The sequence below is a fragment of the Pedobacter sp. UYP24 genome (assembly GCF_054057295.1).
This window is the reverse complement of the sequence record NZ_JBSRZD010000001.1, coordinates 467,928-480,653: the sequence shown is the minus strand read 5'-3', so window position 1 is coordinate 480,653 and position 12,726 is coordinate 467,928. Positions and strand designations below refer to the sequence as shown.

Genomic DNA, 12,726 nt, shown 5'->3' with positions numbered 1-12,726 from the left:
ATAAAAAGAGGCTATCTCAATATTCTTGAGACAGCCTCTTTTTATATTCGTTCAAACCTAATTACGGTGCAGGTGTGATGGTTGTATTTTTACCCCACCATACTGGAGTATAAGCGGTAACCACGCCCGGAAAGTTCAGATTGGATGTAATCTCACTGTTAGGATATACAAACCTTAATGGAACTCTACCCGCGCCTAAAGTGGAAGCCTTAGAAATGATTAAAAAGTTAGGGTATCCTGTTCTTCTATATTCTGTCCAAGCTTCAAATCCCTGGAAACCACACATTGCATAATACTTCTGCGTGATGATTGCTTTAACCTTATCCTCTGTAGTGACGGCAGCAGTAATAGCAGCTAACCCATCTGGTGCAGCCGTATAATAGGTATCTGCGGTTGCCGCTGTCAGACCTGTTGCAATAAAACTATTGGTTATGCCTAGCTTAAAAAGAGTTGCAACATCTCCAGAACCCCAACCTCTAGCCGCAGCTTCAGCTTGCAGAAAGTTACTTTCGGACAATGAAATCAATTTCACAGGAGCAGTAGCAGAGCCACTGTTAGCCGCATTTCCACCAACTAAAGTTGAAGGTATCGAAACCGTTTTTACAACACCTGAAGCTGCAAATGTACCCTGAACAATAGAGTTCAGTACAGTTTGGCCTGCAACCAAATCATAAAATTTAGCCAATCGTGGATCATTGTTGTTTTTGAATGCTGTAACAGCAGTTGAACTGGCCACAAGATTTTGCGTTCTGCCCAAAGCAACCATCTCATTATACAATGGATTCTCATTACCGCCAGTTGTTGAATATTTGATCGTAGCATCTTTTACCAGGAATGTGGCGCTCGCTGCGTACAATGCTTTAACGCCAGCCTCAGCCTTAACTGCGTTGATCTTGGAAAGTCTTAAATAAGCTCTGAGTTTCAATGTATATGCAAATGCTTTCCAGCTAGGGGCATCACCTTGAAAAACAATATCCTGTGCTCCTGGAGATGCTGAACTTGTTGTATTCAACAATGCAACTCCTTTATCGATATATTTAAAAACACTATCATAAACCTGTTCTTGTGTGTCGTATCTCGGACTTCCAAAAGCATTACCTTTTAAAGCTTCTGTTAACGGCACGTCACCAAATGCATCAGTTGCAAGCTGGAAAGCATAGGCCTTCAAAACATAGGCTATACCTTTAGTATATTCCAAACTGTTTCCTTGACTATTAATGATCAAATCGGTATTCACTAGTGCACTGCGATAGAGTATAAGCCAAGAACGGTCAAATGCAGTGTTGGTTAATGCATATTGATCATACACTTTGTACTGTGAGCTGTTAGGGCTTTGTGTCCAATATTGGCTAAATATTCCTCCATATACTTGGAATGAGTTGCCCACAATCTGGCCTACTGCTGCCTCAACTGTTGGCAAAAGTAGTGTCGGATCCGCAGAATCAGGATTGTTAGGATTCTGGTTAATATCTAAGAATTTCTTACACCCGGATAATCCCAATGCTCCAATTAGGACCAACAGAACTATCTTTTTGGGGTTGAAAATATTTTTCGTTCTCATGTTGATAGAATTTATTAAAATGACACTTTTAAGTTAATACCGTAATTACGTACGGAAGGCTGAGCTGAAAAGTCAAATCCTTGAGCATTACCTGCTCCGGCCGAGTTAACCTCAGGATCAGCAAATTGGTTTTCTTTTGGGGTCCAGATAGCCAAGTTATTTCCATAAAGACCAATAGCTAACGTACCAAAGGGAAGGCTTCTCAGTTGAGTTTTGTTAAACGTGTAAGAAAGACTTGCGGAACGAAGCTTAACAAAAGATCCATCAACGATATTAGAACCAGCTGGTCTGCTACCACCAAAGTAATCTTGCTTAACATAACCTGTTGTATTTGGTGTACTTACCCCACTAGCATCTACATTTACAGAATTAGGAAATACCTCTCCAAACCTGTTACCGCCAGATTCTGCTGATGTACCTACGAAAGCAAGTATGTCCCTAGTTCTTGAGAAAAATTTACCTCCTTGTTTAGTATCAAACAATACGTTTAATCCAATCTGTTTATAGCGGAAGTTTGTTCCCCATGAAGCCATATATTTCGGATTATAATTTCCAAGATATTGTGCTTTAGGAGAGTTAACTGGCAAACCAGTTGCCTTGTCAACAATCGTTCTTCCCTGAGCATCTTTAGCAGTAGTTACAGCATAAAATTCACCATAAGGTCTTCCGACTGCAGCAGCAATAGTCATCCCGGAAAAACCACCCAATGAAATTTGATCTACTCCTGGCAATAAGGAAATTACCTTGTTATTATTCTTGGTGAATGAGCCATACAATTCCCATCTAAAATCACTTGATTTAATTACTGTACCTCTTAAACCTAATTCGATACCTTTATTTTCAACCTCTCCAGCGTTCACAACACTGAATCCATATCCAGTTGAATTTGGAATTGGGATACTTAAGATCTGATTTTTGGAGTTATTTTTATAATAACTGAAATCAATAGATATCCTGCTGTCTAACAACCCTAGTTCAGTACCTACTTCAAATGAAGTTGTTTTTTCCGGTTTCAGGTTAACATTTCCAATAGTTGAACCTGGAGTTAACGCAGCTACATTTCCAAAAGGAAACACCGTACTACCAAAATTTCCATTGATTGTTGTTTTACCAAACACGGACAACAATTGATATGGGTCTGTATCGTTACCAACCTTAGCCCAGCTAGACCTGATTTTACCATAAGACAAAATATCTGTAATCGAAGAGTTTTTCAACAATTCAGTGAAAACAAAGGATCCGCTCACACTTGGATAGAAGAATGAATTGTTTGCTTTAGGCAGGGTAGAAGACCAATCGTTCCTGGCAGTTCCTTCTAAATATAAAATGTTCTTGTAAGACAAGTTTAAATCGGCATATAAACCGATCAGCCTTCTTTTTGACAGAGCATCCGATGAAATATTTACCGGGCCATTGCTGTTGTTTAAGTTATACCAACCTGGAACAACCAAACCTCCCGAAGCATTTGTTCCTGAAGAAAGACTATTTGTTTGTCTTTGACGAATATTGTTACCGATCATCAAAGATCCTTCGAAATCATCATTAAACTTATGGGTTGCTGTTACCATTAAATCATGGACAAGCTCCGTAACATTAAATTGATCAATAGAGTAACCACCTGCACCTGTTCTGGCATTTGTCCCTGCGTATTCAGCAGTATTGTCAATATCTATAAAGTTAAATTTAGGGGTTAAAGTTCTGCGTCTGTCGCCGTAAGTGTCAATACCTATTCTTTCTAAAACTTTTAACCACTCATTTGGATTATAACCAATGTTGAAGTTACCAGTTACACGACTAACTTCATTTAAGTTAGAATAGTTCTTCAGTATCCAGTATGGATTTTGAGTATATGTCCCATAATAACCATACTGATTTGGATGTGAAACGCCATTAGCATCTGTATAACCGTAACCGTTATATTTATTATTCAGGTCACCTAATGTATTCAAAGGAATATCCCTTGGGGTTTGTAGCACATTGTTGTACACAGAAGAACCGCCCTGTCCACCACCAACTTCATTAGCATCACTTCTCAAGTAGTTAAATGAAACTCCTGCAGTGAACTTATTGCCAAGATCAGCTGTACCATTAAATCTTACGCCATATTTATTATAATGATCATAATTACCAGGAAAAATAGTATTAGAGTTTAAGGAATTAATTCCTAAATAGAAAGTAGAGCTTTCTCCACCACCGGATAAACTTAGGTTATTATCTGTAGCAAAACCTGTCTCAAAAAAATCTCTGATATTGTTTTTAACTGCAGAATAGGCTTTAGTCTGACGAACGCCATCAATCATTTGGCCCCACTCCAGATTTTCTCCTGTAAAAGGAGCACCCCAGCTACCATTCTCCTTCAAGTCATGTACATATGTGGCAGATTTACCGTCATCTGCAACTACGTCATAATATCCCTGTCCAAATTCATTTTGAAAATCAGGCAACTTCAAAATATTAGAGAAAGTGTTTGAGGTATTATAAGTAACTGCTGTTTTCTGACCTTTAGAGCCTTTTTTAGTTGTAATCTGTAAAGCACCGTTAGAAGCACGCGAACCGTAAAGTGCTGCAGCAGCAGGACCTTTTAACACAGTAACAGATTCAATATCATCCGGAGCAAGGTCATTACCCCTGTTACCAAAGTCAACACTCGCAAGTACAGAAGCCCCACCGATTACACTTGAATTATCGATAGGTACCCCATCCACAACAATCAAGGCCTGGTTAGATCCTGAAATTGAAGAACCTCCGCGAAGTACAATCCTGGCAGAACTACCCGGTGTATTTGAAGAAGAAGTAATGTTCACACCAGCAACCTTACCAGCTAAAGAACTGATCGCACTGGGGTTTCCACCAGAAGTTAACTCATCATTTCTTAAAGTAGGGGCAGAATAACCTAGTGTTCTTTTTTCTCTTTTAATAGAGTTGGCTGTAACAACAACTTCTGCCAGATCTCTATTGTCGGAAGTAAGTATCACATCAATAATGTCTGAAGAACTTACAGTAATTGCTTGAGAAGCATACCCTATGTAAGCGAACTCCAATTGATTTGAACCCGAGGGTACAGACAATGCATATTTACCATTTGAACCAGTTTGGGTACCAATTTTTGTACCCTTAACAATTACGTTTACTCCTGGAAGTGGCTTGCCATCATCCTTTCCTGTAACCGTACCAGTAATTGTCCGATTTTGCGCCATCGCACTTCCTGCGACGAACAGCAATATGAACAAACTTTGTAAAAGTTTTCTCATAAAAATAAAATTTAGGTTAGTTAATAATTGCTAAATATATGCGCATCTTCTATGCATGCATAATTTTGGAAGGAAATCAGTTTTTATATGACAGTATAATGACTGTTTTTATGTCTAATAAACATCGTGTATTACTTAATTAAAAAAATTATATTTGGTAATAAACATTATTTAACAATTAAAGATCTGACAAACATCATTTTCAATAAAAAAACATAGTTTTTAACGTTTATTTAACATTTACTACTCAAGTTTCTTTTAATACTCCAAATCGGAGTAAAAACCAAATCGAACTGAATCAAACATCTCATTAAGCAATCTACCTCACCAGGAACACAGAATTGGTAAAAACTTGCTTTCCAACCTCCCAAAACGAGCGAAAAAGCACGTCGCTTGCAAAATAAACAACAGAACCCTTGCCAACGTTCTGAACTCCAAACAACATCCCATTATCCAGCTTTTTTAACACTGACTTTCCAGCGATACCGGCAACGTAACTATTCTTCTTTAAAACGCCTGCACTAAACATGGAACCAGAGGTTTCATAAATTTTATCATCTGTTTTTAAGGCGTAATAGTAGTCGCCTAAGCCCGCAGTCAAAGGGTGACTCCCATCCAGATCTACCCTAAATATTGCACCAGGTATGGCATTTACTTGATTATCCCGATTCCTGTCGGCATACTTTTTAGAACTTCCTCCCTTTTTTTCTTCTTTAACCGAATCTTTGAGCTTTATATCAAAGGGCTTCTTACCAACCGCAGCAGACACGGCGCCATCAATCAAGATCAATTTGCCCCCATTACTTATCCATCCTTCCAGCTTATCATTCACTGCATCTCCATAATCTCCATCTGGAAGAATAAGCACGTTAATCCTATTGATGTTCAGGTTTGCTAAATTCTGCATCCCTATTATGGTAAGCGGGTATTTCAACTCCTGTTCAAAAAAGTGCCATACTTCTCCAACTCCCTGCGAGGAAATACCAGGGCCAGATACAACCGCAACCTGTGGCGTTTTCAAAGGGCTGTATACAGAAGATCCAAAATCTTTCCCTTTTTCTACAAAGCCCGTGGCCACCGGGTAAAAATTAATACCGAGTTCTTTCTGTATTGCTGCTATTTTTGAGGCCAGACCTTTAACATTACGCTCATTCTCCGTTCTGTAAACCAGCAAAGAACCAGGATGATAAGTCCTATCCCCAGCTGCAAACCCTTCCTCTGCAATCCGCACCTTAATATTTGTCTGTTGCAAGGCGATCAATGCCTGTGCATCATCTATAGAATTCCAGGGAAGTATCCACGCGTATGGCTTATTCATACTTTCCGCTACATCATTTTTTTCTGCTAATGTTTTAAAATTTCCTTTCATAGATTCTTTAATGGCATAAGCTTTTAACCCATACGCATAAGGCAATGCCCAGGCGGTAATGTCGTAGGTATTAGAGTCTGTAATGGATGTCTGCGGCTCAAAAAGCACATTAGCCAGTACTGCCTTAGGTTGCGACAAGTTCACAATCAAGTCATTCCGATCTACTTTAAACGATTCTGTCCTTTTACTCTCATAACTATAACCCTTCAAAGCTTTATCAAAGCCAAAGGAATATTCAATACCATTCCTGTCCATCAACGCAGCCATCCTTTTTACCCTACCTATGTTTTGCGCCTTTACTACATAGGTCTTAAAAATACCCGGAGGCGATGAAACTGCCTTTTCAAAGTAAAGCTTGAACTCTGAGACCAGCTGATCTGCATTCTTAGAGACAGTTTCCAGTGTAGCCATCCCGGTTGTATAATGATGATCAATTCTATCTTTCAGCGTTAGCGTATCTCCATCAATAGTCACAACAGCCAGTCCGGCTCCTATGCCCCCTTGTTCGTAGGTCATACCAATTGCACCATTATATAAAGGATAGGTATCTCCGTAAGAGGGATACAATAAATCGAAGCGCTCTTTGGTAAAATATTGCCAGCCGTTTTCATCAAAATACTTGGCGTTATTCTTACCCACGGTAACTTGAAAAGCCCGCTGCCATGGTGTAATGTCTACATGTATAGGCTCTGCCGCAGGGGCGAAATAATACGGGTCATTGTAGTTCTGTTCATGAAAATCCACATGTACTTCTGGCATCCACTGGTTATATAGTTTTAGCCGTTGCTGCGTCTCTACCTGAGTTTGCCATGCCCAGTCGCGGTTCAGGTCAAAGTAATAATGGTTGGATCTTCCATTTGGCCATGGCTCAAAGTGCTCACGGGCCATTGGATCGGGGTTGGGCTGCTTGCCAACCACCTCTGCAAAATCAGTAACGTAACGCTCCCGCCCATCTGGATTGAGGCATGGGTCTAATATTACTACTGTATTTTTAAGCCATTCTTTTACATTCCCCTCCTTTTGCTCCGTTAAATTATAAAGCATTTTCATGGAGGTTTCTGTAGAGCTTGCTTCATTTCCATGTACATTATAGCTTAACCAAAGGATGGCGGGCTGCTTTCCAGGTTTTAGATCTAGCTTTTCTGCGCGACTAATACTAAGATTTGTTTTTCTTATCTGCTCCAGGTTATTAATGTTCTCTCTGGATGATATTATGGCGACAAGTAGTTCTCTGTCCTCATACGTTTTTCCGTAACTAACTAGCCTCATATCTTTTTCGTGCATTCTTTGAACGTACTTAAAGTAATCGACTACTTTTTGATGTGGGGTAAAACGGCTACCTAAAGGGTATCCCAAAAAGGCATCAGGTGATTTTACCTGGGCAAATACAGTATTAAAGCAGCATAATAATAAAAGGAATGGTAGCCTAAAATGTTTCATTGGTATTATTTATACTCCAAAATACTAAAGATTGTTTTGTGTTTATGTTACATAGTGTAATTTTACCCTATCTTTTATATTTTTCTATGATGAACACCGAGTCCTTATATGAGTTTTACCTAAAACATCCTATCATATGTACTGATACCAGGAACATTATAGCAGGGTGTCTTTTCTTCGCCCTAAAAGGAGAGAATTTTGATGCGAATACATTTGCAGAAAAAGCCTTGGAAGCCGGTGCTGCTTTTGCCATCATAGACAATCCAGAGGTGAAAACCAGCGACAAGCATATTCTGGTGACTGATGTGCTTACCGCGCTGCAAGAATTGGCCAAACATCACCGTAGTCAATTAAATATCCCCGTAATTGGCTTAACAGGAAGCAATGGTAAAACCACCACTAAGGAGCTGATCAACGCGGTTCTTTCAGAGAAATACCGCTCCTTCGCCACTAAAGGAAACCTGAACAACCACATAGGTGTGCCGCTATCTATACTATCTATCACCTCCGAAATTGAGATCGCTGTGATAGAAATGGGAGCAAATCACCAGAAGGAAATAGAATTTCTATGCACCATTGCACAACCTACGCACGGCCTTATTAGCAATGTAGGGTTGGCGCATCTCGACGGGTTTGGCGGCTTTGAGGGGGTAAAAAAAGGCAAGGCCGAGTTGTACAGCTATCTAAAGGCCAGTCGCGGTACCACATTTATTTACCGCAACAACCCCCACCTGTTGGAAATGAGTAAGGCGGCTGCATTGGATAAGGTAGTCTATTATGGCGCTGAAAAAGAAGACCCCATATCGGGAGCGCTAATAAGTACCGATCCCCTCATCAAGCTTCGCTGGCAAAATAAGGAAGGGTCTTATCAAACTTCGGTTAATTTAACCGGGACCTATAACTTCGAAAACATATTGGCAGCCATTTGCATTGGTCAGTATTTTGAACTCAGGCCAGAACAAATTAACGACGGTCTGGCAGGTTATCTTCCAAATAACAACCGCTCTCAAATTACAAAGACAGTCAGCAATACGGTGATCTGCGATTTTTATAACGCCAACCCAAGCAGTATGACGGCCGCATTAAACAACCTGGAACAACTTGATGCGGTTAATAAAGCGATTATTATTGGTGATATGTTTGAGCTGGGACCAGAATCGGAAGCACAACACGAACTGATTGCCAAACAGGCTGAAGCACTAAATGCCAACACCCTTATCCTAATAGGAAAGCACTTTATTGGCAGTAAAGAAAAGATCAAAGCATTGTTTTTTGAAACGCCAAAAGAGGCGTTAGCTTACCTAACGGAAGCACCCATTAAAAATAGTATGGTTCTTTTAAAAGGATCAAGAGGAATGGCTTTAGAGCAGCTATTGCCCTTGTTGTGATATTTTTATCCCGGCATCACTGACTTCCCTAAGTGGATTGTCGCGCATGTTTTGCTCCACTTCAAATCGGTATTTACCGGCTTTAGGAAATTTATAGTTAGTAAGTAGCGGTAAGGTATACGTAAATAAATTTCCAGAGCCAGCACCAATCCATTGCCCGTCCTGTAGCGCTAGTCTGTATTCATACCTTTTAGTTTGCTTTTTTTCTCCGGCACCCTCAATATGAAGCAAAACAAACAGGTTGGAATACCGGTAATCTGCCGTATGGCGCAATTTAAGGTAAATATTAAACATCTTTGCGGCATCTTTTACCTCAACCACAGCACTAATCCTGTTGGCATAACTCCAATTTCTGGAAGGCATGGCAACATTACTGTCTACAATAGTATTGGTGTCACATCCGCAAAAAAACAAGATCATTACAGCAGAAAGCGACAATGCGACTTTCAAATTATTCATCTTTAGGCTTGTCCTTGCTTTTATTTCTGCGGTTTTTATTCCTGTTCTTATTCCTGTTTGCGGCAGACTGAGCAGTTACAGCCGCATCCCCGGAAACTTCTCCCTCAGGTCTAGGTTGCGGATTGGCCTCTTCCTTTTTCTGCTCCGGACGATTTCTAATGTGTTGCGGTGGTTTAACCGTTTGTGCCGGCCTTGCTCCCTGGGCAGGTCTAGCCGCTTGTGCTGGTTTGGCACCTTGAGCAGGTTTATTTTTATTGTTATTGCTCCTATTATTCTTGTTTCTCGGCTTATCATCAAGACGGGTTAAACTGTCTTGTCCAACTACATTTTCGTAATCAGGAGTTTTTTCCACTACCGTTGCAGGCGTTAATTGAAGCGCTTCTTCTTTCAAGTTTACAGGCTTCTGGCCCTTCTTGTTCATGGCCATGATTTCCTTAACCCTATCCACTTTTAAAGGAATCCAATCTTCTGTATTTGGGTAGGCAAACCACATTATTTTTTTAAAGATATCTGTTTTCTGATGCCTTGCAACGCCGATTTCCGTTTGCAAACTTTCAATACGATCTGGTATATCTTTTAGTGCATCCAAATAGGTATCCAGCTCATAATTTAAACAGCATTTAAGCTTACCGCATTGTCCGGCTAGCTTTAAGGTATTTAAAGATAAGTTCTGATAACGTGCCGCAGCGGTCGATACGGTTTTGAAATTAGTTAACCAAGTAGAGCAGCACAACTCTCTGCCACATGACCCAATACCGCCTAACCTACCGGCTTCCTGGCGCATTCCAATCTGTCTCATTTCGATCCTGATCCTGAATGTCTCTGCCATTTTTTTAATCAGTTCCCTAAAATCAACGCGACCTTCTGCCGTATAAAAAAACGTCGCTTTACTTTTATCTCCCTGGTAATCCACATCACTAATTTTCATAGAAAGACGTAGGTCAAGAGCCAGTGTACGCGCTTTATGCATAGTTTCCCACTCTAAGCCTTTGGCCAGTTTCCATTTTTCTACATCAGCCTCTGAAGCTTTTCTGTATACCTTCCTGGTCACATGTTCCATTGCCGTTTTCCGGCGTTTCATTTGTGTTCTTACCAGTTCCCCGGTTAAAGAAACATGACCTATATCATAGCCACCAGTGGGTCCTTCCACAGCAATAAGCTCCCCTATTTCCAGGTAAATATTATCTGTATTGATGAAAAACTCCTTTCTGGCGCCTTTAAATTTAACTTCTATAACAGGAAAAGGTTTATAATTAGAAGGCATATCCAGGTTGGATAACCAATCGTAAACTTCCATTTTTCCGCAGCCACCTGTAAGGCAAGAACCATTACTTTTGCAGCCCGATGGAGCGCAACCGCCTCCTGTAGAACAACTTCCACATCCCATATTAATTGTATATATATTGAGTCCCTTCAGGGAACGTTTTAAACTTAATTATTTTGACTAGCTGTAAAGATACATCTAAAAACAGAATTTTAGGATTTGCATTTCGCTCTACATGGTAATGTGCTTTTTCGAGCACCGTTATAATGGCATCCGCCATGTTCAGATCCAGCACATGTGCCGATAGTTTCTTTGCCGTTTGCAATGCCAGCGGTGGTAATTTAACCAGTTCGTCAGCACCACTTATCAACAAACTGCACTCTCGCATAAAGCTAATTCCATACTTTAAGAAGTTCTTTTGATTTTCTCTTCCCCATACCGCTACCTGTTCTACAAACACGGTTAGTTCCAACACACGGTTACCATAACCCATCCTCAACCACTCGGCAAATTTCTCCGAGTTTTCATTTTGGGTATTGGCCACCAGCTGTTTAGCATCAATTAAATTGCCATCTGCAAGGAAAGCGTATTCTGTAGCCTGGTTTTCAGACAGTCCGTGCTTTTCCATCAGGTAGGTTTCCACAGTTGCAAATGGAAGCTTCGGTATTTTTACAATTTGCGTTCGCGAAAGTAAGGTAGACAGGATTTGCTCCTGGTTATTGGCCACTAAAATAAATAGGGTATTTGCAGGTGGCTCTTCAATAATTTTTAGTAACGAGTTGCCCTCTTTTTCCAGGTACTCCGGCAGCCACATGATCAGTACTTTAGTATCGCCTTCAAAAGCCTTATAGCTTAGCTTCTTTATAATGTCATGGCACTCGGCAATGTTAATATTTGCCTGTTTATTGTCTACGCTTAACTTAGACCGCCAAATATCCAAATCTATATACGGATCTTCCAGTAATAAGCTTCTCCATTCGTCCAGCACATCAACTGCTATTTTTACATCCTTGGACGCAAAAAAGGGATAGGAGAAATGCAGATCGGGATGGATATAGCGTTCATATTTCCGACAGGATGAGCAAACACCGCAGCTATCGTCTGCCTCTTTGTCTACACAATTGATAAACTGCGCATAGGCGATGGCCAGTAAAAGTGCACCGCTTCCATCGCAGGATAAAAACAATTGCGCGTGACTGATCCTGTTATCTGTTACAGATTGAACCAATTGTTGCTTAATATGCTCCTGCCCTATGATGTTCTTAAATTGCATTTGGTGCAAAATAGTAAATTTTGATCAATATAATTTCCCGTTAAAATCATTCTTTCGTAAAAGGATCAACATCAGTACAGAGAGCTGTCTTGTTCTAGACTGGTTAACCTTTTGGTTGGGTCTTGGTTAGGTTTGGTTGGGTAAAAGGTACCTTTTCCCAACCAAAGCCCAACCAAAGCCTAATTCAGACCCAACCAAGCACAGAAGCAAACCCTTACCAAAACTTAACCTGGTATAAACAAATCACACCAAATAGCTATCTTTGGTCCAAAGAAATCAGCCAAACATCAATTCCTATATGTCCAGAATTATTGCCTTTGATTACGGAACAAAAAGAATTGGGATTGCGGTTACTGATCCGCTGCAGATTATTGCAACCGGACTGGATACCATCCACCCCAAAGACATTATGGCTTATTTAAAGCAATACCTGTTAACTGAAACGGTAGTAGCCTTTGTATTTGGTGATCCGAAACAAATGGATGGCAGTCCTTCAGATTCTGCACAGCACGTTAAGGGTTTTGCTAAAACTTTGAGAAAGACTTATCCTGAAATCCCCCAGCATTGGGTTGATGAGCGTTTTACCTCTCGCCTGGCGCAACAAACGATTATGCAAAGCGGATTAAAAAAGCACGACCGGCAAAATAAAGAACGGGTAGATACCATTGCCGCAACCATCATCCTGCAATATTTCATGGAACAGCCCCGTTAATTGAGGGTG

General features: G+C 40.4%; 8 protein-coding genes. 2 read left to right on the top strand and 6 right to left on the bottom strand.

Annotated elements, in window-relative coordinates:
- Positions 1-61: 61 nt before the first annotated feature.
- From ACVWYN_RS02220 to ACVWYN_RS02210, 3 genes are all read right to left on the bottom strand, one after another.
- On the bottom strand, positions 62-1,561 hold the full coding sequence (locus ACVWYN_RS02220) for a SusD/RagB family nutrient-binding outer membrane lipoprotein (protein WP_457287186.1): 1,500 nt from the start codon (positions 1,559-1,561) through the stop codon (positions 62-64).
- 14 nt (positions 1,562-1,575) lie between these two features.
- Positions 1,576-4,812, bottom strand: coding sequence for a SusC/RagA family TonB-linked outer membrane protein (locus ACVWYN_RS02215; protein WP_457287185.1), 3,237 nt, complete (start codon positions 4,810-4,812; stop codon positions 1,576-1,578).
- 319 nt (positions 4,813-5,131) lie between these two features.
- Positions 5,132-7,621 carry a M14 family metallopeptidase gene (locus ACVWYN_RS02210; RefSeq protein WP_457287184.1) on the bottom strand — a complete coding sequence of 830 codons (2,490 nt, stop codon included), beginning with the start codon at positions 7,619-7,621 and terminating at the stop codon, positions 5,132-5,134.
- Positions 7,622-7,707: 86 nt separating this feature from the next.
- Between ACVWYN_RS02210 and ACVWYN_RS02205 the strand changes: the two genes are divergently transcribed.
- Positions 7,708-9,009, top strand: coding sequence for a UDP-N-acetylmuramoyl-tripeptide--D-alanyl-D-alanine ligase (locus tag ACVWYN_RS02205; protein ID WP_457287183.1), 1,302 nt, complete (start codon positions 7,708-7,710; stop codon positions 9,007-9,009).
- Here the strand turns inward: ACVWYN_RS02205 and ACVWYN_RS02200 are convergent.
- Genes ACVWYN_RS02200 through ACVWYN_RS02190 form a run of 3 tightly spaced genes read right to left on the bottom strand, consistent with a single transcriptional unit; the run spans position 8,992 to position 12,005 of the window.
- Positions 8,992-9,468: a gliding motility lipoprotein GldH gene (locus tag ACVWYN_RS02200; protein WP_457287182.1), complete on the bottom strand. Its 477-nt coding sequence runs from the start codon at positions 9,466-9,468 to the stop codon at positions 8,992-8,994. The genes ACVWYN_RS02205 and ACVWYN_RS02200 overlap by 18 nt on opposite strands.
- Complete coding sequence (locus ACVWYN_RS02195; protein WP_457287181.1) at positions 9,461-10,855, bottom strand: PSP1 domain-containing protein; 1,395 nt, start codon at positions 10,853-10,855, stop codon at positions 9,461-9,463. The genes ACVWYN_RS02200 and ACVWYN_RS02195 overlap by 8 nt, the downstream gene beginning before the upstream one ends.
- 1 nt (position 10,856) lies before the next feature.
- The gene (locus ACVWYN_RS02190) at positions 10,857-12,005 is read right to left on the bottom strand and encodes a DNA polymerase III subunit (protein ID WP_457287180.1); all 1,149 of its coding nucleotides are present in this window, start codon (positions 12,003-12,005) and stop codon (positions 10,857-10,859) included.
- A gap of 298 nt (positions 12,006-12,303) precedes the next feature.
- On the opposite strand from ACVWYN_RS02190, the gene ruvX reads away from it, so the two are divergent.
- On the top strand, positions 12,304-12,717 hold the full coding sequence (gene ruvX / locus ACVWYN_RS02185) for a Holliday junction resolvase RuvX (protein WP_457287179.1): 414 nt from the start codon (positions 12,304-12,306) through the stop codon (positions 12,715-12,717).
- Positions 12,718-12,726: the final 9 nt, after the last annotated feature.

What these genes read in the sequence shown, in the direction of transcription:
- ACVWYN_RS02220 (WP_457287186.1), bottom strand. Translation starts at nt 1,561, where the DNA reads ATGAGAACGAAAAATATTTTCAACCCCAAAAAGATAGTTCTGTTGGTC.
- ACVWYN_RS02215 (WP_457287185.1), bottom strand. Translation starts at nt 4,812, where the DNA reads ATGAGAAAACTTTTACAAAGTTTGTTCATATTGCTGTTCGTCGCAGGA.
- ACVWYN_RS02210 (WP_457287184.1), bottom strand. Translation starts at nt 7,621, where the DNA reads ATGAAACATTTTAGGCTACCATTCCTTTTATTATTATGCTGCTTTAAT.
- ACVWYN_RS02205 (WP_457287183.1), top strand. Translation starts at nt 7,708, where the DNA reads ATGATGAACACCGAGTCCTTATATGAGTTTTACCTAAAACATCCTATC.
- ACVWYN_RS02200 (WP_457287182.1), bottom strand. Translation starts at nt 9,468, where the DNA reads ATGAATAATTTGAAAGTCGCATTGTCGCTTTCTGCTGTAATGATCTTG.
- ACVWYN_RS02195 (WP_457287181.1), bottom strand. Translation starts at nt 10,855, where the DNA reads ATGGGATGTGGAAGTTGTTCTACAGGAGGCGGTTGCGCTCCATCGGGC.
- ACVWYN_RS02190 (WP_457287180.1), bottom strand. Translation starts at nt 12,005, where the DNA reads ATGCAATTTAAGAACATCATAGGGCAGGAGCATATTAAGCAACAATTG.
- ruvX (WP_457287179.1), top strand. Translation starts at nt 12,304, where the DNA reads ATGTCCAGAATTATTGCCTTTGATTACGGAACAAAAAGAATTGGGATT.